Consider the following 23181-nt stretch of genomic DNA (forward strand, 5'->3'; position numbering starts at 1 on the left):
CCACTGGAAATAACATCGCAAATCTATATAACCAAAAGGCTTATGATAGCGGATTCCCGTATCTTGGCTGGAGGCCTAATTGGCCCAGGTACGACAATTCTATTTGGCCCTGACACTCGATACGCGCGTAATGTATATTATGTTAAATTATTATGACGCATAACAAAAATATCAGTTTCGCGTAGGCCAATCGCTAGTCGCGACGGACTGCTCGTGTCCTCTTGTGCTAGCTATTGATGGCTGTTTCGAGCTTTTTGATCTTGGCAAGATATCGTCGAAGGCGACCGGCTCTTCATCGAACATCATGGGCGCCATCTCCCTGTAATCCATTCGCAGGTCTTTGACCCGTGCTTCGTTCGGCATCAGACGCAGCGTCCCCGGCCGCGCGGTACCGTAACTGGACCAGGCCGATCGGAAGAAGATGGCCTTGTGCTTCGCCACTTGTGCCAGAAAGCCGAAGTTAGTGGCGGCAGCTTGCCCTTCGTTGGTGCCGAGAAGCATGGCCAGGTCGTAGTAATGCCGAGAGAAATACTGAGGTGTTGGCGATTCGGCCGGACGGTGTGCTTCCGCATGTAAGGCCGTGGCCTTTTCCCAAAAGGTACGCTGCGCTGACAGGACGGTCACGGTGCAGTCGGGGTCTTCGAAGAAGTCGGGATAGTCTTCAGCCGCGTAAGGGCGAATAATCTTTTCCTCTGTAGGCCAGGGATCGCCGCGCGCTCCCAACTCGAGCTTCACCCGCGGAGTGATGTACGTCATGCCCATATATTCGGTTTCGGGCAATGCCGTCGGATAGTGGAAGTTCACCGTCTGGGCATCGTTGGAGTCGATCTCAAGCGACCACTCGCCTTTGGTCGGCTCGCCAAGTTGCTGTGCAATCGCGGCGCGAAGGGCCGGAAGGAGGTTCTCGGCGATGTGCCGCTCGACATCGCCCACAAGATCTTCGATGAGCTGATTCGCTTTCTTCCTGCTAATTCCGCCCTGCTCGGGATCCCGACCCCCCGTATAGCCAAGGTCGGCCCGGTCGAAGGTTCGATATCTTCAGAAAAGCGGCGGATGGCGCCGAACGCTTTGGAAAGGGCGTGCCGCCCTTGAAGACAAGCGTGGCGGCCTCCCCTTCCCTTAGGCCAAAGAGGCGCTTCAAGGTCCAGCAGACCCAAAAGTCTTTTTCGATGATCGTATTCGCGATCCCTCGGTTGGCGCCGCTCTCACCAAATAGGGCCGCCCGATCTTCTGCGGGAAGTCGGGCAACCTTATCCATCGATTTCAACCGACGCCGTGTTGGCGATCGAGGTCAGCGTCGGGCGCATCCAGGCCGGCGCTTGGTACGCTGTGGATGCGAGAGTCTTCTTGTCGCTGGCCGACAGGCGATGGGCCGCAATCTGTGCAACGTCGGCGGCACGCACAGGTCCGACATGGCGTAATGCCTGAAAGACGATCCCCACCGCACTCCCCGGAGCGATCAGATACAACAAGGCCGTGATCTACGGCCTGTTGTTCGATGTCGCCGCCGACACCCTACGGACCATCGCCGCCGACCCGAGGCACCTCGGCGCGCAGATTGGCCGAGCGGCTGCGCCAGCTCGCGCGCAGCCTGGAGATGGCCGAGGCGTTCGATCGCGATTGGTCCTTGCCTCGCGGAGCCGCCCACGCCCAGCGTAGGCCCGAGGCTGGTCGGGGCCGTCGCCCTATGAGCGGGCGCTAGTGCGCTTCGGCTCGGATCGCTGGATTTTGGGATTCCCTCACCATAGAGTGATCTCGGCATGATAGCGATTCGGCGCATTCGGCCGCGAACGGTTGCGAGAGCAGCTGGTCGCCCGAGGAATCTCCTGGGAGGAGGCGGCAGAAATCTTGGCGCAGCGCCGGGGCAGGCCGACCCGGAAGCGCCACCGACGCCCCTGGCCGCCCAGGTGGCGCTAAGCCCCGGCGCTCCGCGCGGCGGCTACGAGCAAACGCTGGCGTTCAGCGTCCGGTTCGACACCTTGGCGGCCGGCCTTGTTGGGGCCAGAAAGCGCAGCAGCCTGGCCGCCGCACGTGAGGCCGTGGGGGCGGCTGGCTTCGCCGCGCCCGAGTGGTTTCGTGACATCAACGAGACGCCGGACGCCGGCGAAGCTGCCTCGCAATGGCGCCCGTGGCTGCAAGCCGGTAGCTGGGCGGCGCTGCAGCAGCCCCACAATGTGCTCGCGGCGCGCGCCCTATTCCAGTGGCTAGCGACTTGGGATGTCGACTTCTGTCTCGAATACTTTCAGCTGCTCGAACCCAAGCCGCTGCTGCCCCGGGTGGCGCCGATGTTCGATCCGCGCGTGTTCGAGGCAGGTGTCACGATCAGCTATGAGATCCAACGTGATTCTTCAGATATCTCGCTATCTGCTTGAGTGGGCGGGTACCATATTGCCGCACACGGATGCCATGATCTAGGAAACGCGGATATGAGAGTCAAGATTGCCGGGCCGGTGACGCCTGAGCGGCTGGTCGAGGCGCTAGAGCGAGTCGCCCTCACCTTCGAAGGGGTCTACGGTGACGAGTTCGTTGGGTTTTACGGCGCGAACCTTTATGTGCAGGCACGAAGGACGGCCGGCAGGTATTCATGCCGCGACCAACAAGAGCGAGCAGTTCAATGACTTCGCGCAGTGGCTGATGGCCTCCCTGCTCTCGGGCAAACGATGCGCCATGGCGGTGACGCTGTCGGACAGGCGCTTGCCTGGGGGTTTTGTCGCGACGTAGGCAGTCCAAATCCCCCAGCTGGTATCCCGACGGAGTAGGAAGGGTCGGTATGGCCCTCTCTCCTTCTCTTGTCTCGGATGACCGCCTTTCGGTGAACCGGCCACTCGGCTCGAAGCGCTCGGACGTCTCAGAAGGGTCGCTAAGAGGCAGATCTGCGAGCTGCTGTTCGCCCGTTCGTCGGCTTGGTAGACTTCGCTGTTCTATTCGCACTCTCAACGCTCGCAATGCATATCCTGATCACGGGCGCAGCAGGCTCCAGTACGTCGACGCTAGCGCACTCAGTCGGCTTCGCAACCCATGCGCGCGGTCTGGAATCGGACGATTTCTTTTGGCGTCCGACCGATCCTCTCTTTCAAGAGAAATTTGGCGCCGAGGAGCGAACGGTTGTTCTGTTGACCGCATGCCACAGGTTCTTCTGGCACACGGTGCCATCATTCACGCCGAGCACTTCTTGAGGACTAACAATGATCACAGGACACGTCTTCATTGCCACCAGCCTCGACGGCTTTATCGCCCGGCCCGATGGCGACATCGGCTGGCTTCTGGAGCGGGATGACCCGGCCGAAGACCATGGCTATCCGGCCTTCATCGCCGACAAGGACGCGATCGTCATGGGCCGGGGCTGCTATGAAAAGGTCCTCACGATGGGCGAATGGGCTTACGACAGGCCAGTGCTGGTGCTGTCCCGAAAGCTGGCCGGCACGCCAGTGCCAGAGGGGCTACAGGGAAAGGTGCGTTTCTCGGATTGCACGCCCACGGAGACGATGTCGCAACTGGAGGCCGCAGGCATGCGCAGGGTATACGTCGATGGCGGCCAGTTGGTCCAGTCATTCCTGCGCGAGGGATTGATCGCCGACCTGGTCGTCACTACTGTGCCGGTGTTGATCGGGGCAGGAAGATCATTGTTCGGAGCCCTGCCGCGGGACGTGAGTCTGGCGCTCGAGTCGAGCCGGCTGTTTCCGTCCGGCTTGGTGCAGTCGACCTATCGCGTGCTGCGCTGATTTGAGCGTCAGGTGCGAATCAAGACCTGAACTACGAAGGCGACGGGTCGCTCCTGGGAATCCTTGTCCGGGAACTCGACAATGACGAGCCGATGCGGCTGCTAGTCGCCTTCGAGAACCTTGGTTCGACCACCGCGGCCTAAATATCTTCCACCGTAGCGCGCCTCAGTAGCCGGGACTTCTCGTTTGAACTCTTCAAAAAGGGCCGGGTCTCTGATATCGACATCGGCAATCAGGTATGCAGACATGGTGCGCTCCTTTCCGCGGTAGTCCAACGGCCCATTGTCATTGCATGATTGCAGGCGGCGCTGCCTTGAAGTCGAGGGATGGCCATGCCACTGGGCATAACCGCCCAGCGGCCTTCCGACCTCCGCACGCCCAATGTCCTGCGTGTCAAGGCTCATTTCCTGACGACGATATCCGCCTTCGTCTTGCCGACAATATCAAACAATTCCTTTTGCTCAGCAGCCGGAACCTTGAACTTGTTCAGGGACTTCTTGAACTCCTCGGCCATCACGTCCCACTCTCGCTCGCTGATGTTCAGATGAGCATGCGACTCCTTCATCGGCTTTCCGGTGTACTTGCATGGTCCCCCGCTTGCCTCACAGACCAATTGTGCAACCTGGAACTTAAGATAGGGTGGCGGAGAACTCTTTCGGCCGGCGTTGATGGCAGGATTCCTGTTTAGTGTCTTATTCGTGACGAGCCTGTCGATAAAGTCGTCGACCACGATCGTGATCCCCTTCAGCCCCCCTAATCGATCATAAAGTGATGCCTGTGCGCCGACCTGTTGCGCCAATACTGCCGGGCCAAAGCAAGCGCAAAGTGCGAACGAGATAACGAGTAATGCTCTCGAGAAGAGTCTCATTTCCTCCTCCAGTAGTTCCGGGCCAACAAGCCCTTTGAAGGGAAATCTAGTGCAAACGAGCTGGTCGGTCTGTGCGGGATCGCACGCCGTGCGGTACACCCAACTCCTCACGCGACGATCAGCGGCATTGCGGCCGACGTGATCGTGCGGCATTTTTTCATTGAATCTCGGAGAGGACAATTTGGATCCCGTCGCGCACAATCAGGCCCTCCTGTTCCATCTGTGCCAGCGCGCGATACAAGGTTTCATGCGCGATCCCAAGCGTGCCCGCCCATTGCATGAGCGTTCCGGGCGGTGTGAACCGTCCGTAAGCATCGTGCTCGAGCTGCAGACAATGCAGGATGCGGTCGCGCGGCGAGCGTAGCGTCAGGCGTTCCTCGCGTGCACGGCTGCGCATGAGTTGCCGCGACAGGAGCCGTACCCCTTCCACCGCGAACGATGGATCGCCCTGCAGACACGCGAGCAACGTCCTCGCAGGAAAGGCAAACAATTCGCTCGCTCTCCCGCAAAATGCGTCGCAGTGGTAGTGGGAGCTGAAGAGGCTTGCTTCGGCCACGAAATCGCCGGGGCCTGCAGTCTGCAGCGTGAGGGGTTCGCCGTCCGCTCCGTCACGTCGCAATAGCACCTGCCCTGTCTGCACCTGGTAGATCGACTCGACCCGCTGTCCGCGATTGAATACGTACGTGTCAGGATCGTACCGGCGCAAGCGAGCCGATTCGCGCAGCGCGGCAGGCCACGCCGGCAGGGCCGCCACCGCCGGAGCGGGGGACGAATCTGGCAAATCGTCGACTGGCATCCTGGTCGTATGCGCGGCTTATTCCGCTGTCGAGGCGTTCGCCGGACGATGATGCATCATGCCAGGGGCGTGCCCTGCCATCGCGTCGTGGCCATGATCGGACAATTGGGCATCGAACCAGACGTGCAGCGCGGCGACGAGGCGAGGCTCGTCCGTGTGAAATTCGATTTCGCCTCCATCGGGCAAGTCGCGATAGTGGATCTTCAGTTCTCCCGGCTGTGCTGCACGCAGCGCGGCTAGGCCCGGCATACTGTTGCCGTGGATCTGCTCCGGCGCCTCGAAGTCACCCGCCGAGAACTGCCGAGCGATCGCGGTCAGATGCCCGCGGATCAGCGTAACCTGCTTCGGGTCGTGATGCTTTGTGACGACCTGTTGGTTCCCACCGTCCGCCGTCTTCGTAAAGATGTGGGTCGTAGCCGCAAGGGTGAACGGCATCACCTCCGCGCCGTGTTGCCCAACGTCCTTCTGGCGCGCCGTGACTTCGGCGATGGCGGACGACGACAGCGCAGCGGCACCAAGCAGGATGGCGGTCGATGCCGCGATTACAGTGGCTGAATGGCGTTTCATGGATCACTTCAATCGAAAGTATGCTCACAGTCTAGTGCCGGTATCCGGCTCGCTCTATGACTGAAATCATACGCGGTGACACGCCGTTTGACCGAGCGGTGGTCGCGCGAAGTCAAAAAGACGGACACCCACCCGTCGGCTTCGCTCAATCTACCGGACATTCGACATTCTCCAACCCCAACGGAATTGGCGACCTTCAAGCGGCTCGCTTCCACGCCAGTACACGAATTGCGTGGAAGAAAGGCCAGAATATGCCTCCTCGCGAAAGCGGTTGACGGCCTCCCGCTGCTGGAGATATTCGGCGGCCTTCGCGGGCAATGGCGGGCCATGCGTCAAGGCGGTATAAGACATCACTCAAATCGCGACCGCTCACAACACTGTCCTTGCTGCACCTGCGGACATCGGACCGAGCCAAATGAGCAGAACACGCAGCAGTCTCCCGACTTGGGTTTCAGCAGCACTCTGCAATGCCGACACTCATAGAAGAACACGCACGCATCCATAGGCATGGTCTCCCGCTGCGCCCACCCGCAATGTGGACAGGTCACGACTGATTCGAGGATGACGTCGTGCATCGCGCTATCGTCGTTGAAGATCAGACAGATCGCCCGCGCTTCCCGTCCACATGGCTCAGTGCTCCGAAGCGTCCATGAGACGCCGGTGAATCAGCCAGTCAACCGAGAGCGCCCCGCCCCCCCGTGCCAGCAGTACCAGCAGCATCGCCGCCCACTGGATATGCGTGGGCCATGCCAGCGGATAGACGAACAGCTGGATCACCGTGATCATGCCAAGCAGTATCAGCGCCACGGGGCGGGCTGCCAGGCCGAGCACCAGCAGTACTGGCGTTGTCAGCTCAACGGATACCGCCAGGTAGCGGCCAGTTCGGGCGGCAGTAGCGGCAGCCGGTATTCCCCCCGGAACAGTTCCACCGCCGTTGCCCAGTTCGCCAGCTTGGCCATGGCTGAATTCCAGAAGACGGTGGCAACCGCGAGCCGCAACGGAATGGCCAGGATTGTGTATGGCATGCGATCGAGCCAATCCACCACGCGTTGCGCGTGCGCGACTATCGTGAGGGGGGTGTGGGGAGGGGGCGTGGCGTGTGTCATGGCGAGAGATCCAGAATGGGTAAGTCAGAGATCTGGGTCCGGCTAGCTGTCACCAGCATGGCGGTCACGTCATCCAGCATCGCTCCCAGCATGCCGCGCTGGACCTGGCCTGCCGGGTTCAGGAAGGCCGGCGTGGCGTGGTAGGCGGATTCCAGCGTTCCCGCTTTCAGGTCGACCGCACCGATTCTTCCACCAAGCAACGAGCAGATGGGGGGTGGCGGCACCTGTCCGCGCTGCATCCTGGCGAAGTAGTTGTCCAAGTTCATATCCAATGATGTCATTCCCAGTCCTCCCCCATCAGCAGTTCAGGTGCTTCTTCATCCCGAGCAGGGCCAGCGGCGTTATGCCGGCCAGCTTTCGCTCAACTCAGCGGCCTGCGTCTGCAGCGCATCCGGGTCGCCGGCCACGCGGTCAAGGAAGCCGCATGCCAGCATCTGCGCGGCATCGAGCTTATCGACGGCCAGCAGTACGCGTTTGGCGGTGGCCAGGCCGAGCCGAGACACGTAGCGCTCCAGCCCGCCGCGGTAGAACAGCAGCCCCAGCCGCGCCGCCGGCATGAACATGTCGACGCCATGCGCGCCAAGCCGGAAATCGCAGGCTAGCGCGAGATCGGTAGCGCCGCCGTACAGGCCGCCCTGGATCAAAGCGATGGTGACGGGCCGCGCCGCTTCCAGCGCGTTGGCCAGCGCTTCGAAGCGCTCGCCGGCGTCGCTACTGCCGACCTTTCCGATATTGAAGCCGCTGCAGAATGCAGGCCCCGAGTCTCGATGCGCAGCACCAGCACGTCGGGACGGGCATTGACGGCGGCGATCTGCTCGCGCATCAGGTCGAGGTCTTCCGGCTTCGCATTCGCTTTGAGCGTAGGGCCGACATTCACGAAGCATTCCTCAAACTCGGTTGGTCCCTTGTCTGCTGGAACATCTTCAGGCGTACGGAGCAGTCATTTTGAAACGGTCTCTTATCAATTTCCGCGCGTGATCCCACGTCCTGATGTGAAACCACTCTGTACCACCCGATCCTGGCAACGGTTTTAGCGATGTTTATATAGCAGTTCGTGCAGGACCCTTTTCTGCTGCGCGACAGGAGCGCGAAGTCCTCCTGTAAATAATGGATGACTCGTGATCTATAGGCTGCCGACACGCAAAGAGCGATGCCAAACATCTCTTGCTATTCCGATCTTAAATTCTTTTAGATTGGAATGACGCAGCATATATAAAAATCTGAACTCGTCCATCGTTGATTCACTTTACGTTGGGCTTGCATGTAATCCTCAAGCGCAAAGTTTTCTGCAAAAATTATGAAGAAGATCGATGCGTAGCAATCCTCGACAACGAGGGCTCCTTTCAGTGGCTTCGGTTGGGGATGGGTGTCCGGTATCTAAAAATCCGCCACATCCCTCGGCAAGCCTCCGATTTGGCTGAAATTTTCAGCACCGGTACCCCATGGTCAGCCCGTAGTCGGCCATCTCCGCCTGGATCCAGCGGATCGCCGCCGCCCGCTCAGTTTTTGCTGTCATCGCTGTCGTCACTGCTGTCCGCTGCCGTCATCCGGCTTGGAGGCGGCCGCTGGCGCGCCCTGCTTGTCGTCTTGCTGTTCGTCCCGTGTTTCGCTTGGCACCGCCTCGTCGTTCGGCGCCGGGCCGCCGGCCTTGCGCCGCCGTCCGCCACCACCCTCGCCCCGCCCCAGAGGCGCCCCCCGCAATTTTGCCAGCAGCTGCCGCGCCAGCGCCGCTTCGGCCTCAGCGCGCTCCGCGCGGCGCTGCGCCGCGCCCAGCTCCGCCTGCACCGCGTCCAGGTCGTTCGCCGCTTTGCGCTGCGACTGCTCGGCGGCCGCGAGCCGATCGGCGAGCGCCGCGGCCTGGGCCTCGAGCCGGGCCCGGACTTCGGCCTGTGCCACCGCCGCGTCGCGCGCCTCGCTGCGCGCCGCCACCAGCTCGCCGCGCAGTGCTTCGGCCGTGCGCTCGCTCTGCTGGCGCGCGGTACGCTCCGCGTCCAGTTCGCGCAAGGCCCGTCGCTCGCTGGCTTCGGACCCGCTCCTGGGCAAGGGTCACCGCCTCGCGGGCACGCTCCAGCTCGGTCGAGAATTGGGTACGCAGTTCCGCCAGTTGCCGCCCCCGGCCTCCAGTTCCGCCCGCCCCGCTTCCAGCCGAGCTTGGGTCGCCGCGTGCGCCTGCCGCTCCGCGGCCAGCGTCCCCTGACCCTCCTCGATGGGTTGGCGCTCGGCTTCAGCAGCGCTGGCGGCGGCGCGCGCCTCTGCGCGCAGCGTGGCCAGCTCGCCGGTGGCGGCCTCGTCGGCCGCCTGCCAGATGGTCTGGACCGCCCCGGCCGCGATGTCCTTCAACGCCTCCGGCAAGTCGGGATGGTCGATGGTGACGCGCGTGCGGCCGCGCAGCTCCTGCCAGAACGCCTGCAGCACCTCGGCCGGCGTGCCCATGCTGCCCTTGCGCACCAGGCTGTAGAGCTTGTTGGCGGTGGGCGTGACGCCGTAGCGGAAGAACAGCAGGCCGCAGACCTCGCGGTAGAGCGCGCGGGTCTCGGGAAAGCGGCTGCGCAGCTCAGCCAGGTCGGTTTGCAGCGCGGCGTCGGTCGGAGACCGCGCCAAAGCGGTCTCCTTTTTGTGCGGTGCACCTGCGTGCCACTGCCTTGTCTCGCTATCGGCAAGTTGAAAGCGCCCCCCGAAGTGGCCTGTAGTGGCCGGAGGTGTGATCAGGCTTTTGGTTTGGCTGCTGCGGCGGTAGGCGTTCTCGCCTTAATACAAGACCGACGGCAGGAACGAACCTTCCGGCTGCTGGTATAGCCCGATGCTCATCAAGGTCATCGGCTGCACAATGCGCAGCCCGCGTTCCAGGCACCAGCGCAGCAACTCCCCATTGCGCGTGGGCAGAAGGAATCCGGGGCCGGCAAAGGCGGGGGCGGCGCCGATCAGCGCTTTCATGCCCGTGTTGTTTTCAGCGACGGCGTGCCCGAAGAATCCGATGGCGGTCGCATAGGCCACAATGCGTCCGTCGTGTGCAGCCACACTCGCCGTTCCCTGGTCGATTGCATCGCGCAGTTCGCCTGCGCGCTCATGTCCGTGAACCTGCAGGCAGAGGCGGTTGCAGGCGTCGAGGTCTGATGGTACAGCCGCCCGTACTGGGTAGCCAGGGACTTTTGCATTCACTGCGCTGCCCTGCAGTACTGAAAGCGGTTCCCGCGCTTCGAAGCCAAGACGGGCGTAAAGCGACAACGAGCGATTGTGATATGCCGCCTGGACGAGTCGAATGCCGGCGGCATTCCTGCTGCGGCCGCGCTGCAGTACGTGCTCCATCAGGGCGTGTCCAACTTTCCTGTCTTGAACCGAGGGGTCGATGGTGATGGGGCCAATGCCGACGATTGGCCCACCTTCCCACAGAAAATTGCTGCCGATGACGTCGCCGTCGATTTCGGCTACGACCGAGAAGACATCCTCGCGCGAGAACAAGTCGGCCATCAGGCCAACCGCTACATCGGGCGAGGGAAAATCCGGCGGGAAGGCATGTGCCTGGGCAATCGCCGCGAAGGCGCTGAAACAGATGGCGCCGCATCGCGCGGCGTCTTCCGGCTTTCCTGATCTGAGTTGCAGCGTCATCAAGGTTCTCTTTTTTTCAAGGGCCCAGGCAACCGAAAACCATATTCCACAAAATCAATGCGTTACGCATGGACTTCACAGCTTAGAAACCGAACTGGCAATTTCAATTCGCCATAAGGCGAATTGACAAACCGGGGCGTCTTCGCTGTAAGCCTTCGATAGCATGGCCCGGTGTCGAACTTAGCACGTGTGGATAGCGGTCATGAACTCGGAAATTGCGAAAGTGTCGCCAGTCGCCGGGCGACCACGAGGTTGTGGCGCCGTTCGCGCAGAGTGGCGATCACGTCCGCCGGCAAGTGCGACTCGACGTTGACCATCGGCCCATGCGCGATCCGCAAGCGCGGGGCATCGCTCATGGCCTGCGGGAATCGCTGATCAATAGCCGCTGAGCGGAGCGTCAGCGCTTGTTTGACATCCGACTTTCACAATTCGGGAGAGTGGGAGTGGTTTGAACCCGATTTGGGGCCGAATGGCACCCATTACTCTCCCTTCTTCAGCCACCAGATCGGCAGCTCGCCGACGCCTTCGGCGGCGGGCTGGTATATGATATGACGCGCTCGGCTCCTATATGGTGGCCTGGCAGGCCGGCGTCGGGCTGGACGTGGCCGCCGGGCTGGCACAAATCGCATTCGCCGCGGCCTCGCGCCGGCGGCCGCCGGCGCTGGCGGCGACCTAGATTCCTGAGATGCGGGGTGGTGCCATGCCTTGGCACGTCGGCTTCGGCTCGCTAGGCTTTTAAGGGTGACCTTTCAGCGGCGGCGCACCGGTGCGCACGGCGCTAGTCCCCGAGGCCAATCTGCGAGACTGGATCGATGATACACGCGCGAAACGTCATCCGCAGCATCATCCTGCTCCTGGCTGGATTCATCCTGGCAGCCTGTGGCGGCAGCGTGGACGTTGTCATCACTAGCGGCGGGTCGTCACGCGGCGCGCTCTCGGTGGTGATCTTGGGATTGCCCGCCGGCACGAGCGGCGATGTGACCGTGACCGGCGCTGGCGGCTTCCGCCAGCGCCTGGGCGCATCCGCCACGCTGACCAATCTGGCAAGCGGGGCTTACACGGTGAAGGCTGCAGCAGTGCTGACCGCCAGCACGACGCTGACTCCGCAGCCCAGCACCCAGCAGGTGGCCGTAGGCAGCACAACCGCGACAGCCACGGTGACCTATACGGCCGCCCAGTCCTTCAGCCTCGCGCTGCGGGAGGTGGCTTCCGGGCTGGCTGGGCCAGTCTTCCTGACCGCGCCGGCCAATGACACGCGGCTGTTCGTGGCCGAGCGCGCCGGGCGCATACGCATCGTGCAGAACGGTGTGCTGCTGGCGACGCCGTTCCTGGATATCTCGAACCTGACCACGACGGACGGCGAGCGCGGCTTGCTCTCGCTGGCGTTCGATCCGGCATATGCCGCCAACGGTCGCTTCTACGTCTATTACACCGACACCGCAGGCGATATCACGATCGCCCGCTACCAGGTGTCCGCGGCAAATCCCAACGTGGCGGACACGGCCGGGACCATCGTGCTGAGCATCGCGCATCCGAACTTCAACAACCACAACGGCGGGCTGCTGGCCTTCGGCCCCGACGGGATGCTCTACCTTGGCATCGGGGACGGCGGCGGCGCAGGCGATCCGTCCGGACACGCGCAGGACACCGGCTCCCTGCTGGGCAAGCTGCTGCGGATCGATGTCAGCCGCGCCGGCAGCCAGCCGTATGCCATCCCGCCCGACAATCCCTTCGCCGCCCAGGCCGGCCTGCGCGGCGAGATCTGGGCCATGGGCCTGCGCAATCCCTGGCGCTTTGCCTTCGATCCCGCCGAAGCCAGTCTCTATATTGCCGATGTGGGACAGAACCAGCGCGAGGAAATCGATGTGGCGCCATTGGCCAGCGCCGGCCTGAACTACGGCTGGAACCTGACCGAAGGCTCGTTGTGCTTGGCGTCCGTGCCATGCAGCCCACAGGGCTTTGTCCTGCCCCTGCTGGAATACGGCCACGACGCCGCTGGCGGATGCGCGGTGGTGGGCGGCTACGTCTACCGCGGCAGCGCCATGCCGGCACTGCGCGGACGCTACCTCTATTCGGACCTGTGCAGCGGCTGGCTGCGCAGCTTTGCCTACCGGGACGCGGCGGCCGAGCAACTGGACTGGGGCGTTGCCATCCCGGGCAGCGTGTTCTCGTTCGGCGCAGATGCGCAGGGCGAACTCTACGTGCTGGCCGATACCCTTGCGTCCGGCACGAGCGGCAGGGTATATCGCATCGTCGAGCGCGGCGCGCCCTAGGGCCTGACGCACTGGACTAATGTCAGGCGCAGCCAACCTGGATGTAGAAGGCTATTTTTGCCCGTCCCCCGAAAACTGGAAATCTCCCGCCAGCCCTTAACAGGCAAGGCTTTGCGGGGTGCGATTGATCTTGAAAGTGGGCCGAACGAGCCCTTCCCGGCCATCGAGCCTGTATTGTTCGGGGGAACTCAGTCGGAGGACGCAGCCGGCGACAGTGAGAAGCTCAGAAGTTGTAACCTTGGTCGCACCGGTAGTGCCAGTCTGAGACAGCAAGTCGCGTACTCTGGCCGGCGCGAACCGGGACGAGTTGGGCAAGGGACACGACGATCTCGCGCTGGTTGTGCTGCATTTGAACAAAGATGGAGACGCGGCACAGCTGGTCATGAGCGAGCCCAGTGACGGAGACTCGTTCGCCGGAGCGAAGCGGGCTGGGCGATCTCGTGCACGAGCTGTTTGCGCGTGCGCGTGAGGTCGCGCAATTCCTGTGTCGCTGCGGGCGGCACGAAGCTGGCGCGGATCAGGCCATGCGCCAGCAGGTCGGCGATCCACATCGCGTCGGAATTCCACCACGGGTAATGGCACGCAGCAGCCAGCGGATATTGAATCCCACCGCACAGAGCACTGGGCGCAGCGCGTCGCCGATTTGCCCTTCAGCCAGCACCTGCGCATGCCGTGGTTGTATGGCCGATGAGGCTCAACAGCCTGGCGACGTTTGAGCCAACGGCGTTGTTCTGCATAGAGCGATGACCGCCATACGGGTTGCCGGGGAAGCTGCGCGCGCCCCACGATCCATCCCTGCCTGGCGGTGATCGTCAGGCAGACTTGCCGATGCATTCAACCTCCGGCGCATGCAGCGCGTACAGCTTGTTCTTGTCTTTGGGCGGCAGGCGGTCGAGGCGCCAGGCGCGCTCGATCCAAACCTGCGATCCCTGTCGGCATAGTGACCCTCGCGCGCCGTTTGGCGATCGCCCTGTGGCGCTATCTGAAAGATGGAGAGAGAGGGCTTGAGTGTTGCCCCGAGTGGAATCTCTCCCGGGCCATTCTACCGAAGGCTTACTGCAACACAGCCACGCAAGGGGCAAGGCCACCTCTCGCGAGGAAACTGCTCGTCGGCAGCGGAACGGTTCACGCTCGCCGCCTGATCCCCGCGCATTGGCTGGATGGAAAGCGTTTCCCTTGCCGCCCGCAAGTACCGCTGCGCCGAAACCGCTAGAGTCGCCCACGCCGCGGTTGCCGCCGTCCGTGGGCATCGTGAAGAAAATTTGAGGTTTGTGCGACGCAAGCGTGAGCCCTGTTTCTCATACTGCAGCACAGAGACAGCTACCCCTACTGTCCATCCAAATCTGATGTCGGGGTATGAATCATGAAGAGAGAACAGATCAGCCGCGGTGCCAATGCAACCATGCTCGCGCAGTGCATCGCCGACGCTGCCACGCAGGTACTTGCCGCGCGAGGCGACGGCGAGCAAGCTATGAAGGGTAGCGAGGCAGGCTGGCAGGCGCCGGTCGCGCAGTGCAAAGCGGCAGGCGAGCCGCCGCTTGGCGCACACTTGGTCACGCAGCGTCGCGGCTACAGCCACCACGGCATATATGTGGGCAACGGCCGCGTGCTGCACTATGCGGGCCTTTGCCGTGGGCTGCACACCGGGCCGGTGGAAGAGCTGAGCCTGGAACACTTCGGCGCCGGCCATGGCATCGAGGTAAGAACCGAGTCGCTGCCGCGTTTTACCAGCGACCAAGTGGTCAGGCGGGCACGCTCGCGCTTGGGCGAGAACCGCTATCGCCTGCTGAGCAACAACTGCGAACACTTCTGTACCTGGTGCCTGTATGGCGAAGCCCGCAGCGAGCAGGTCCGCCAATGCGCCATCCACCCCATGCGCATACTCCGCGTGCTGAGCTCCCTGCTGTCAGTTTGGTGGAACAGCCGGCCAGCCCATGCGCTGCTTGCAGCCGGCTTCAATGATCGCTCTCCCTAGAGCATGACCTTTCCGGTGGCCTATTCGACTAAGCCGTTGATTCATAAAAATGTAGGACCGTTGCGATACGCTGCCCCAATGTCGCCGACCCGCCGGTCGTTCATGGCGTCGTCGCGACTGACGCCCCGGGCCCATTCAGGCCTTGTTGCCGAGGCTAAGATCGGCGTCCAAGTCACAGGCGGTTCGGCGCTGCGCCTGCTCGGCGACCACGAGCCGATCGGCGAGCGCCGCCGCCTCGGCTTGAGACCGCGCCAAACCGGGGCTGATTAAGCGGCAAAGCGGTGGTCGTTTTCATCGGCGATGGAGGGATACCATCGTTCAGAATGCGGGGCTGGTCATTGAGCACGGCCGTCCGGATCTGTAGCAGTGCGTGCGCGTGCTGCAGTCGCCAGGCCATCTGTTGCCGTTTGACGAATCGCTTGCTGATCACCTGGTTGACGGCCGATTCGACGAAACCCGATGCAACGTGCTCCCCGTGGCGGAAGCGGTCACCGCAGTTCACGATGAAGTGCCGGCTGTTATCCAGATAGACGATGAACTCCTCGAGCTTGCCGAGGAGCTTGGCCTCCTCGGGAATGGCCTCAGCGTCGAGATCCCAGTAGCATCGATCTGGTGTCGTCTGCGCGCAGCCTCAACAGGCATCAGTAGCAGCTACACTGGCCATGTGCGCGACGGCGTCGTCAAGCGCGCCTTACTGTACCCGATGCACTGTGGCCTTCAAAAAAGAAACACCCCCGCAAGGGTATCCTCCGGGGGCGGGCGACTCGCAAATGGACGCATAGAGGGCGCGCCCATCACTTGGGGTACTTCTTCAAGCCCTTACTTTTGTGAGCCCTCTTCGATGTACCCATCGCGGTTGGTGATTCTCGCGCCATCCGTAAACACATCCCGTCTATCGGTGGTTGCTCTGCCACCATTGGTATAGGGGTCTCGCGGCCCCATCACAGCGCCATCGGTATAGACATCGCGCATCCCGATGCCGGCATCAGCAACCCCGACACCGAGCGCGGCACTCGCCGCAACGAGCAATAAGACTTTCTTTAGCATTTTCCACCTCCTTTTCAGGCGGTTACATGGTTCCATTCAATATGATTTGCGCACTGTAGCTTAAGCAGTTGAGTAGACGATTCGGGATGACATTCCCGCGCAGGCGGGAATCCAGCGTCTTTTTAAAGTCACTGGGTTCCTGCCTTCGCGGGAACGACAGTGGTTATCTGAACGGCATCGCCCCGGGTGGCGCAGTTGCTGTGGGCACTCGTCATTCTTGCCGGATCAGCGTGCGGCGGCCTCTCTCTGGGCCGCCCGCAGGCTTTCATAGACGGCAAATCGCCGTTGATATTCCGCGCTGTTGACATCGGGGCCGCTATCGCCGTGCCAGTACTCGGCCAGGCCTGCGCGTGTCCAGGCTTCAAGGTCGGCACGCACTTCGGCGCGCGTCAGGGGAAGGGCCGCACCGCTGGCGTTGGCGGCATGTGCCGCGACAGCGAGCGTCGAGAAGAGCAGGGCAGCGGCGAGGGAAGAGATCGTGATGGGTTTCATGTTGGTCCAGGTCCTGTTTCCTAGGCATTAAGAGGGGTTGAGCCGGGCCGGCGCAAGCGCACTTCGACATTTTCATGACGGTCCGCGACGGGTTTAAACTCGGACAGACTGATTGTCTGTCCTTGGTATGTAGTGTGCGCAACGGAACTCACGCCTTTATCCGTTAAAGATCAAATTTCCGTCACGGCGCACCATTGAGCGCCTATTTGTCCCCTCTATCGGCTATCCATGCAGAAGCGATGAAGCTAGCCGCGTCACGCTCTGATGGTTAAAGCCACCCCATCGAGCAACTGGTCAAGCAGCAAACCGGTTACGCTGTCATGCGACGTAAGAGCGGGACGGTGGCAAGGACGGATTCGAGATTCCTTATGTGGGCATTGCCATGCTCGATCGCGTGCGTGGAAACGCTACATCGGGGGGGTGTCTGATCTGCTGGCGCCGCGCATCGGACCATGACGCGTCAGGCGGCGACACATGGCGTGGCCGACAAGCGGCGTTCCCGCGCCGCCCGTCGCTGCGTTATCCGGCACCGGGCGCTGCCTGTGCCCGGGTCAGGTGTTCAAGGACGGCTTTGCGCTCTATCTCGGCGGCGGCACGCGCGGTAAAGATGCGGTACACGTAGTCCATCAGGACTTCTTCCTCCTTCATCTTTCGAATGTTGAGGAAGGCCATGTGCCCGATCACCTTGCCCTGACTGTCCTGGATGGGCAAGCCGTAATAGGATTCGAAGCCCTGCTCTCGCGGAAACAACTTGCCAATCCCCTCCGGGTAGAACACCGGCAAGCCATGGTCGAAAACCGCCTCGCAAGGCGTGCCGGCCAGGTCGTACTCGACGTTGTCGCGAAAGTCATCCTTGAACCAGAAGGCCAGCGTGTGGACACGCCGTGGCGGCCACCCGGTACATTCCGTAACGAAGGCGCAGGGGACGTCCAGTGCGCCAGCGAAGTGGCGGACCAGTGCGCGGAAAAATTCGTCGCCACAGGTGCCGGAGGTGCCCTCGACGATGTGCTTGAGAATCTCTTCGACGCGCCTGATACGGGTCACATCGGTATCCAGGCCGACCAGCCGCAATGCCTTGCCGTTGGCATGGCGAATGGCGCTGCCCAGCGAATTGACCCACCGGTAGTACCCGTCCTTGTGCAGCAAGCGGCACTGCTGCTGATAGCGCGGGCTGGCACCCTCGAGGTGGCGTGCCATCGCCTGCTCGACCGCGAGCAGGTCGGCGGGATGTACCCGTTCTTTCCAGGCCTGCAGGCTATCCGGCAGTTCGTCTTCTTCAAAGCCGAGCATGGCCTTCCAGCGTTGCGACAGGTGGAATTCGTTGGTCTGGAAATTCCATTCCCACTGGCCGTCATCGGCGCTGCGCATGGCCAGGGTATAGCGTTCTTCGCTGGAACGCAGCGCGATTTCCTGCTGTCGGCGCTGTTCCATCGACAACGCCAATGTGCTTTGCGACGACTCGACGCACGCGCGCAAGTCCGTGACGACCTGGCGAATCTGCTCGAATTCATCAGGGGGCTTGCCGCGGCCGGCGCCATCGTTGCGTGATACCTGGGATGCGGCGCAACTGCGCAGCAGCGCGCTAAGCGGACGTCCCCAGAAGGCGTGAATAGCAAGGGCGAGCACGCCAAGCAGCAACGCCAGCCCGGCCGCCGCCACCAGTGCGATGCCCGTGCGCGTGCCGGGCGGGCCCGCGCCGGGCACCCAGCCGAGCAGGAGGTAGGCAATCAGCAGCAGGCTGATCAATGCCGGCGGCAGCAGCAGCTTTGCTCTCAGGCCCATCATGATTCTCTTTCTGTTCCGCCCCCGTCGCTACAGACGCGCATCACAACAGGTGCCTTTTGCTTTACAGCTTGCGCGGTTCTGTGGAGGCATGCCACGTCCGCACCACCCTCGCGTGACACGCCGGCGCGAGCCCTTCCTAACATAGCCCACGATCCCGTCACCAACCAGTACCGCGGAATCACGCCCGCACCCTGCCCATAGCGCTGATCGGAGGACTTAATTGAAGGCCGCGTGAGAGTTTCGTGATCTTTGTCGGCCAGAGTGGGGCTGAAGGAAACCGCCACCGACAGGACTTCCGATGCTATCCACCAGCCTCCACCCCAATATGGGAGCCGCCATCCCGCCCCGGGCCGGGATCGGCTTGCGCGCCCCACACTATCGCCAGGTCCTGGCGGAAACGCCCGCGACAGGGTGGTTCGAAGTCCATAGTGAAAACTACTTCGGTGATGGAGGTCAGCCCCTGCACTACCTTGCACAGGTGCGGGCCGCCCACCCGCTGAGCCTGCACGGCGTCGGCCTGTGCCTGGGCGCTACGGACCGGCCGGATCGCGCGCACCTGCAGCGGCTGGCTGCCCTGCTCCGGCGCTTCCAGCCAGGGCTGGTATCCGAACATCTGAGCTGGGGCCGCATTGGAGACCGCTACCTCAACGACCTGCTGCCGCTGCCCTACACGGAGGAATCGCTCGCCGTCGTGTGCGAACACGTGCAGGAAGTACAGGACTACCTGCAACAGCAGTTGTTGGTGGAGAACATCACCAGCTATCTCCGGTTCAGCCACTCGACGATTGCCGAGCCCGAGTTCATCGCCGCGCTGGTGGCGCGAACCGGTTGCGGCATCCTCCTTGACGTCAATAACATCTACGTCAACGCGGTCAACCACGACACCGATGCATCGGGCTATATCGATGCGATCCCCGTGGGCGCGGTGAAGGAGATCCACCTGGCTGGCTTTGACCACAGCGGCGGCATGCTGATCGACACCCACGGCCAGCGCGTGGCAGAGCCGGTATGGAGACTCTATCGGCATGCGCTCGCCCGCTTTGGCCCGGTTCCGACCCTGATCGAGTGGGATACCGACATTCCCCCGCTCGAGGTACTGCTCGACGAAGCCCGCAGGGCAGACCAGATGCTGGAGACCGACGATGCCTTCATTGCATGAGATCCAGTGTCGTTTTGCCCGGGCGGTGCTCGAGCAGGACCCGGCTGCACTGTTCGACCACATCGTCGGCGGCGCCATGGACGCGCAGCGGAGCCTCGGCATTTACGCCGGCAACGTGCGCCACAACTTGTGCGAGGCGCTGCGCGCCGTATTCCCCGTGATCGAGCGCCTGGTGGGCGAGCCGTTCTTCGATGCCACGGCGGGCCGGTATATCCGGGCCTGCCCATCCACCAGCGGCGACATCCAGCGCTTCGGCAAGAGCTTTCCGGACTTCCTCGCGCAATTCGGACCGGCTGCGGGCGTGCGCTACCTGCCCGATGTGGCAAGGCTCGAATGGCTGACGCATGAGGTTTTCCATGCGGCAGACGCCGAGCCGCTCGCGCTGAAGCGCCTGGGCGCGCTCGCCGAGGCTGATGCCGCATGCCTGCGCCTGAAGCTGAACCCGGCCTGCCGCTTACTCGCGTCCCCATTTCCGGTGCTGCATATCTGGCAGGCGAACCAGCCAGATCATGCGGACGCTATCGAGATCGACGCCGACAGCGGTGGCGACTGGCTGCTGGTCAGGCGCAGCGGCTTTGTGGTCGAAGTGCAGTCCCTGAATGTCGGCGAATACGCCATGCTCGACGCACTGGATGGCGGTGCCGCGCTCGAGCCGGCGTATCAGCGGGCGCTGCAGGCAGCGCCCGGCTTCGCACTGGCCGACTTTATCCAGCGCCGCATCCTAGACGCGACGATCACTGATTTCGACGCCTGCGCCGCCGGCCTTATCCCCGCGCCAGGTCGATCGTAAAGGCAGTGCCCTTGCCGAGCGCGCTGCGCACACGGATCTCGCCGCCGTGCAACTGCACGATGCGCCGGCTGATGGCCAGCCCGAGACCGACGTTGCTGCCATTGTCAGACTCCGTACGCTCCACTCGGTAGTAACGGTCGAACACACCCTGCACCTGGCTCGTGTCTATGCCCTGGCCGGTATCGCGCACGGTCAGTTCGACGCGCTCCCCGGCGGCCTGGACGTCGACGCTGATTTCTCCGCCGGCAGGCGTATAGCGCATGGCGTTCTCGATCAGGTTCTCCAGCACCCGCTCGATCATGCCGATATCGGCGCTCACCGGCGGACAACCGGGACCTGACGTCGCCAGCAGGGCCAGCCCGCGCTTGTTTGCCGCCAGGGCGAACTTCTGGACCACGTCCTGCGCCAGTTCCGACAACGGGAAGCTCTCCAGCCGCGGCTGGACCTCCCGCGCTTCGAGCTTGGTCAGGTCAAACAGGTCCTGCACCAGCTTGCCGAGCCGTTCGCAATGCCTGGTCGCCACCTGCAGGTAGCGATTGCGGTCCTCGGGCGTCATCTCTTCGGCTTTCAGCAGCAGCATTTCCAGGTAACCCTGCATCGATGCGAGCGGCGTACGCAGGTCGTGGGAGACATTGGCAAGCAGCTCGCGCCGTTGCTGGTCCACCTGTGACAGCTGGGCGAGCTGCGTGACAATCCGCTCGGACATCTCCTCGAACGCCGTGCTGAGCTTCTGGATCTCGTCGTCCGCACGGCCGTCTCGCGCCAGTCGCACCGGCGTGGAAAAACCGCCAGCCCGGAATGCCTCGATGGCCTCCGACAGCACGCGCAGCCGTACCGTCAACAGCCGAAACACGATCAGCGCCGCCACCAGGCTGAAGGCCACCGTACCGATAATGAGGTCGGTCGCCAGTTCGATCAGGCGCTGCGTCTCGATCATCTTCTGGGAGGCCAGGATCATCAGGGCGCCGATGGTAATGAACACCGCCATCAGCACCACCGCCAGCCTGCCGTAAAGGGTGCGGATCATGGAATCCCCTTTCCCTTCCCCTATTGCGCCCTATTACGTATTGCAGAACTTGTAGCCCACGCCCCAGACGGTCTGGATGTACTCCGGCTCGTTGGGGTCGAGTTCGATCTTGGCGCGCAGCCGGTTGATATGCGAACTTACCGTGTGCTCGTAGCCACTGTGGCTATAGCCCCAGACCTGGTCCAGCAACTGGGCGCGGCTGAAGACGCGCCCCGGATTGCTGGCAAAGTAGAGCAGCAGCTGGAATTCCTTGGCGGTGAGGCAGATCGGCGTGCCGCGCACGCTCACTTCACGCTTGTCGATATCGATGTGCAGGGCCTTGACCTGCACCGTCCTGGGACCATCGGATGGCGGGTTGGCCAGGGTGTCGACCAGCCGGAAGATCGCCTTGACCCGCGCGGTCAGCTCAAGGACGCTGAACGGCTTGGTCAGGTAGTCGTCGGCGCCCATCTCCAGTCCCAGCACCCGGTCCAGTTCAGTCGAGCGCGCCGTGAGCATGAGGATGGGGGTATAGCGCGGTTCCGCGCGCAGGCGCCGACAGATTTCCAGCCCGTCGGCGCCCGGCAGCATCAGGTCCAGGATGACCAGGTCATAGGGACGACTCAGCGCCTCTTCCAGTCCCGCCCTGCCGTGGTTGATCACCTTCACGTCGCAAGACAGCCCGCTCACCTGCAGCCGTACCAGTTCGGCGATATCTGCGTCGTCCTCGATCACCAGAACCTGGCGCGACATGGCTTTACCTCATCTTGAAACCTGCGGGATACCGGCATGACCTTCCTTGCCGCCTGGATTGCGGCGTGGGAGCCACTGAACCATTCTAGAACGCATTTCAAGGATGGAAAGCCCTCCGCCGGCGTGGCCAAGATTGGGGCCCGCCAGCACCCAGGCGCCGTGAAGAAAATTTGAAAATTGAGCGAAACAAGCGTGAGTTCGGCTTTCCATACTGCAGTCCAGAGACAGGGATTTCTCCTGTCCTGAACCCAAGCAAATACGGAGTGCGCATCATGAACAGTGATCAAATTATCCGCGGCGCTATTGCAGGCATGCTGGCGCTTGGCATTGCCGGCGCTACCTCTCAGGCCATGGCAGCGGCAGGCAGCAATGAAAAATGCGCGGGCATTGCCAAGGCCGGCAAGAACGACTGTGGCACCAGCAAGAGTTCCTGTGCCGCCACGGCCAAAATGGACCGCGACGCGGAAGCCTGGATCCTGGTTCCCGCGGGCACTTGCGAAAAGATCGCCGGAGGCCGGCTGCAGACGTCCCAGTTTGCCAAGCCAGGTGGCAAGAGCGGCGAACTCAGCCCGGCCGCCAAGGCGGCCCACCCGGCCTGAGCGGTCCCGAGCCTGCAGCGAAACGCCGTGACACGTGCCGCGTCACGGCTGACCGGCGTCCCCAACTCCCTGACCGCTTCGCGAGGTAGCCCAAATGAAATGCACGACCCCCCTGTCGTCCACGCCGCTGGATGTGGCCGACGCAAAGCCTTCGCGCCTCATCAGAGCCGGGCAGGCGGCGATCCGCCTGCTGGAAATGCTGGCTCCTGTGCTCGATCTCGGCATTCGCGTACTGATCGGCCTGGTGTTCTTCCAGTCCGGGCTGACCAAGCTCGCCAGCTGGTCCACCACGCTTGCGCTCTTCGAAAGCGAATACGCCGTGCCGCTTTTGAACCCGATCCTGGCCGCCTATCTTGGTACCGCAGCGGAGCTGTGCCTGCCGGTGCTGCTCGTGCTCGGGCTCGGTACGCGGGCAGCCGCGCTGGCCTTGTTCGTCTTCAACATCGTCGCGGTGATCTCGTATCCGGGATTGGGCGAAGTCGGCCTGAAGGACCACCAGTACTGGGGACTCCTGCTGCTGGTCACGATGCTGCACGGCCCCGGCCGGCTGTCGCTGGACCACCTGATCGACCGCTTCCTGCTGCGCGGCAAGGGCAGCCACTAGCTCGAAAGCCCCAGGGCGCCATGCCAGGGGCAA

The 23181-nt window shown here is 62.7% G+C and carries 26 protein-coding genes and 9 pseudogenes; 12 read left to right on the forward strand and 23 right to left on the reverse strand.

All coding sequences use genetic code 11. The features are described from left to right. Positions 1 to 171 precede the first annotated feature (171 nt). Together AC3WRI_RS23690 and AC3WRI_RS23695 are read right to left on the reverse strand one after the other, a co-directional pair. Positions 172 to 933 (reverse strand): nucleotidyl transferase AbiEii/AbiGii toxin family protein, encoded by a 762-nt coding sequence (locus AC3WRI_RS23690; RefSeq protein ID WP_492294197.1) that lies wholly within the window; start codon positions 931 to 933, stop codon positions 172 to 174. Positions 934 to 1250: 317 nt separating this feature from the next. Beyond that, complete coding sequence (locus AC3WRI_RS23695; protein WP_234788280.1) at positions 1251 to 1472, reverse strand: hypothetical protein; 222 nt, start codon at positions 1470 to 1472, stop codon at positions 1251 to 1253. Between the two features lie 435 nt (positions 1473 to 1907). Between AC3WRI_RS23695 and AC3WRI_RS23700 the strand changes: the two genes are divergently transcribed. From AC3WRI_RS23700 to AC3WRI_RS23710, 3 genes are all read left to right on the forward strand, one after another. After that, complete coding sequence (locus AC3WRI_RS23700; RefSeq protein WP_492294199.1) at positions 1908 to 2372, forward strand: hypothetical protein; 465 nt, start codon at positions 1908 to 1910, stop codon at positions 2370 to 2372. A gap of 54 nt (positions 2373 to 2426) precedes the next feature. Next, positions 2427 to 2618 (forward strand): hypothetical protein, encoded by a 192-nt coding sequence (locus AC3WRI_RS23705; protein ID WP_492294229.1) that lies wholly within the window; start codon positions 2427 to 2429, stop codon positions 2616 to 2618. A gap of 567 nt (positions 2619 to 3185) precedes the next feature. Then, entirely contained in the window at positions 3186 to 3722 is a 537-nt protein-coding gene (locus AC3WRI_RS23710) for a dihydrofolate reductase family protein (RefSeq protein ID WP_011615348.1), read from the forward strand. Positions 3723 to 3823: 101 nt separating this feature from the next. Here AC3WRI_RS23710 and AC3WRI_RS23715 read toward each other — a convergent pair whose 3' ends face one another. The 8 genes and pseudogenes from AC3WRI_RS23715 to AC3WRI_RS23750 all read right to left on the reverse strand — a co-directional run bounded on the left by AC3WRI_RS23715 (position 3824) and on the right by AC3WRI_RS23750 (position 7943). After that, positions 3824 to 3970 carry a DUF1330 domain-containing protein gene (locus AC3WRI_RS23715; RefSeq protein WP_081225809.1) on the reverse strand — a complete coding sequence of 49 codons (147 nt, stop codon included), beginning with the start codon at positions 3968 to 3970 and terminating at the stop codon, positions 3824 to 3826. A 152-nt stretch (positions 3971 to 4122) separates the two neighbouring features. Continuing rightward, positions 4123 to 4743 (reverse strand): group I truncated hemoglobin, encoded by a 621-nt coding sequence (locus AC3WRI_RS23720; RefSeq protein WP_492294201.1) that lies wholly within the window; start codon positions 4741 to 4743, stop codon positions 4123 to 4125. Between the two features lie 4 nt (positions 4744 to 4747). After that, the gene (locus AC3WRI_RS23725; RefSeq protein ID WP_492294203.1) at positions 4748 to 5386 is read right to left on the reverse strand and encodes a Crp/Fnr family transcriptional regulator; all 639 of its coding nucleotides are present in this window, start codon (positions 5384 to 5386) and stop codon (positions 4748 to 4750) included. 18 nt (positions 5387 to 5404) lie between these two features. Then, a complete protein-coding gene (locus AC3WRI_RS23730; protein WP_011615345.1) occupies positions 5405 to 5953 on the reverse strand; it encodes a hypothetical protein in 549 nt (182 codons plus the stop codon). Positions 5954 to 6303: 350 nt separating this feature from the next. After that, positions 6304 to 6528 (reverse strand): GDCCVxC domain-containing (seleno)protein, encoded by a 225-nt coding sequence (locus AC3WRI_RS23735; RefSeq protein ID WP_011615343.1) that lies wholly within the window; start codon positions 6526 to 6528, stop codon positions 6304 to 6306. 55 nt (positions 6529 to 6583) lie between these two features. Further along, positions 6584 to 7059: pseudogene (locus AC3WRI_RS23740) on the reverse strand (DoxX family protein). After that, positions 7056 to 7319 (reverse strand): hypothetical protein, encoded by a 264-nt coding sequence (locus AC3WRI_RS23745; RefSeq protein ID WP_174549471.1) that lies wholly within the window; start codon positions 7317 to 7319, stop codon positions 7056 to 7058. Before AC3WRI_RS23745 ends, AC3WRI_RS23740 begins: the two are co-directional and overlap by 4 nt. A gap of 81 nt (positions 7320 to 7400) precedes the next feature. Beyond that, complete coding sequence (locus tag AC3WRI_RS23750) at positions 7401 to 7943, reverse strand: enoyl-CoA hydratase/isomerase family protein (RefSeq protein ID WP_011615340.1); 543 nt, start codon at positions 7941 to 7943, stop codon at positions 7401 to 7403. Between AC3WRI_RS23750 and AC3WRI_RS23755 the strand changes: the two are divergent. Beyond that, positions 7898 to 8008, forward strand: a pseudogene (locus AC3WRI_RS23755) (IS5/IS1182 family transposase); the annotation flags it as partial. The gene AC3WRI_RS23750 and the pseudogene AC3WRI_RS23755 sit on opposite strands and share 46 nt — an antisense overlap. Before the next feature lie 492 nt (positions 8009 to 8500). On the opposite strand, the pseudogene AC3WRI_RS23760 reads toward AC3WRI_RS23755, so the two are convergent. The 4 genes and pseudogenes from AC3WRI_RS23760 to AC3WRI_RS23775 form a co-directional block, all read right to left on the reverse strand. Further along, positions 8501 to 8575: pseudogene (locus AC3WRI_RS23760) on the reverse strand (H-NS histone family protein); the annotation flags it as partial. Further along, a pseudogene (locus AC3WRI_RS23765) lies at positions 8559 to 9621 on the reverse strand (DNA-binding protein). The pseudogenes AC3WRI_RS23765 and AC3WRI_RS23760, both read right to left, overlap by 17 nt. A 186-nt stretch (positions 9622 to 9807) precedes the next feature. Further along, on the reverse strand, positions 9808 to 10665 hold the full coding sequence (locus AC3WRI_RS23770; RefSeq protein WP_010812031.1) for a GNAT family N-acetyltransferase: 858 nt from the start codon (positions 10663 to 10665) through the stop codon (positions 9808 to 9810). Between the two features lie 200 nt (positions 10666 to 10865). After that, positions 10866 to 11021 carry a hypothetical protein gene (locus AC3WRI_RS23775; RefSeq protein ID WP_155737083.1) on the reverse strand — a complete coding sequence of 52 codons (156 nt, stop codon included), beginning with the start codon at positions 11019 to 11021 and terminating at the stop codon, positions 10866 to 10868. A 133-nt stretch (positions 11022 to 11154) separates the two neighbouring features. On the opposite strand from AC3WRI_RS23775, the pseudogene AC3WRI_RS23780 reads away from it, so the two are divergent. Both AC3WRI_RS23780 and AC3WRI_RS23785 read left to right on the forward strand, forming a co-directional pair. Next, positions 11155 to 11341: pseudogene (locus AC3WRI_RS23780) on the forward strand (MFS transporter); the annotation flags it as partial. A 136-nt stretch (positions 11342 to 11477) separates the two neighbouring features. Beyond that, positions 11478 to 12938: a PQQ-dependent sugar dehydrogenase gene (locus tag AC3WRI_RS23785; RefSeq protein ID WP_492294205.1), complete on the forward strand. Its 1461-nt coding sequence runs from the start codon at positions 11478 to 11480 to the stop codon at positions 12936 to 12938. A gap of 223 nt (positions 12939 to 13161) precedes the next feature. Here the strand turns inward: AC3WRI_RS23785 and AC3WRI_RS23790 are convergent. From AC3WRI_RS23790 to AC3WRI_RS23800, 3 pseudogenes are all read right to left on the reverse strand, one after another. Next, positions 13162 to 13332, reverse strand: a pseudogene (locus tag AC3WRI_RS23790) (calcium-binding protein); the annotation flags it as partial. Positions 13333 to 13375: 43 nt separating this feature from the next. Next, positions 13376 to 13498, reverse strand: a pseudogene (locus tag AC3WRI_RS23795) (IS110 family transposase); the annotation flags it as partial. A 14-nt stretch (positions 13499 to 13512) separates the two neighbouring features. Further along, a pseudogene (locus tag AC3WRI_RS23800) lies at positions 13513 to 13870 on the reverse strand (IS5/IS1182 family transposase); the annotation flags it as partial. A 431-nt stretch (positions 13871 to 14301) separates the two neighbouring features. Between AC3WRI_RS23800 and AC3WRI_RS23805 the strand changes: the two are divergent. Next, entirely contained in the window at positions 14302 to 14913 is a 612-nt protein-coding gene (locus AC3WRI_RS23805) for a lecithin retinol acyltransferase family protein (RefSeq protein WP_492294206.1), read from the forward strand. A gap of 266 nt (positions 14914 to 15179) precedes the next feature. On the opposite strand, the pseudogene AC3WRI_RS23810 reads toward AC3WRI_RS23805, so the two are convergent. The 4 genes and pseudogenes from AC3WRI_RS23810 to AC3WRI_RS23825 form a co-directional block, all read right to left on the reverse strand. Further along, positions 15180 to 15511, reverse strand: a pseudogene (locus AC3WRI_RS23810) (ISKra4-like element ISBte1 family transposase); the annotation flags it as partial. A gap of 221 nt (positions 15512 to 15732) precedes the next feature. Continuing rightward, positions 15733 to 15960, reverse strand: coding sequence for a hypothetical protein (locus AC3WRI_RS23815; protein ID WP_010812026.1), 228 nt, complete (start codon positions 15958 to 15960; stop codon positions 15733 to 15735). A 225-nt stretch (positions 15961 to 16185) separates the two neighbouring features. Then, complete coding sequence (locus AC3WRI_RS23820; protein ID WP_010812025.1) at positions 16186 to 16452, reverse strand: DUF4148 domain-containing protein; 267 nt, start codon at positions 16450 to 16452, stop codon at positions 16186 to 16188. 519 nt (positions 16453 to 16971) lie between these two features. Next, a complete protein-coding gene (locus AC3WRI_RS23825; protein WP_492294208.1) occupies positions 16972 to 18237 on the reverse strand; it encodes a PAS domain-containing protein in 1266 nt (421 codons plus the stop codon). Positions 18238 to 18535: 298 nt separating this feature from the next. Here AC3WRI_RS23825 and bufB point away from each other — a divergent pair, with 298 nt between their 5' ends. Together bufB and AC3WRI_RS23835 are read left to right on the forward strand one after the other, a co-directional pair. Next, the gene (bufB, locus tag AC3WRI_RS23830) at positions 18536 to 19396 is read left to right on the forward strand and encodes an MNIO family bufferin maturase (protein WP_010812023.1); all 861 of its coding nucleotides are present in this window, start codon (positions 18536 to 18538) and stop codon (positions 19394 to 19396) included. Further along, positions 19380 to 20186, forward strand: coding sequence for an HvfC/BufC N-terminal domain-containing protein (locus AC3WRI_RS23835; RefSeq protein ID WP_010812022.1), 807 nt, complete (start codon positions 19380 to 19382; stop codon positions 20184 to 20186). Before bufB ends, AC3WRI_RS23835 begins: the two co-directional genes overlap by 17 nt. Here AC3WRI_RS23835 and AC3WRI_RS23840 read toward each other — a convergent pair. Beyond that, entirely contained in the window at positions 20161 to 21213 is a 1053-nt protein-coding gene (locus AC3WRI_RS23840; RefSeq protein ID WP_010812021.1) for a sensor histidine kinase, read from the reverse strand. The genes AC3WRI_RS23835 and AC3WRI_RS23840 overlap by 26 nt on opposite strands. 33 nt (positions 21214 to 21246) lie before the next feature. Next, positions 21247 to 21945: a response regulator transcription factor gene (locus tag AC3WRI_RS23845; RefSeq protein ID WP_011615332.1), complete on the reverse strand. Its 699-nt coding sequence runs from the start codon at positions 21943 to 21945 to the stop codon at positions 21247 to 21249. A 36-nt stretch (positions 21946 to 21981) separates the two neighbouring features. On the opposite strand from AC3WRI_RS23845, the gene AC3WRI_RS23850 reads away from it, so the two are divergent. From AC3WRI_RS23850 to AC3WRI_RS23860, 3 genes are all read left to right on the forward strand, one after another. Beyond that, a complete protein-coding gene (locus tag AC3WRI_RS23850; RefSeq protein WP_155737082.1) occupies positions 21982 to 22119 on the forward strand; it encodes a hypothetical protein in 138 nt (45 codons plus the stop codon). Next, positions 22116 to 22544, forward strand: a complete 429-nt coding sequence (locus AC3WRI_RS23855) for a BufA1 family periplasmic bufferin-type metallophore (protein WP_231881408.1) — start codon at positions 22116 to 22118, stop codon at positions 22542 to 22544. Before AC3WRI_RS23850 ends, AC3WRI_RS23855 begins: the two co-directional genes overlap by 4 nt. Positions 22545 to 22638: 94 nt before the next feature. Continuing rightward, complete coding sequence (locus AC3WRI_RS23860; RefSeq protein WP_492294209.1) at positions 22639 to 23148, forward strand: DoxX family protein; 510 nt, start codon at positions 22639 to 22641, stop codon at positions 23146 to 23148. The last annotated feature ends 33 nt before the right edge of the window (positions 23149 to 23181 follow it).

It is taken from the genome of Cupriavidus sp. FW305-27 (assembly GCF_058787995.1).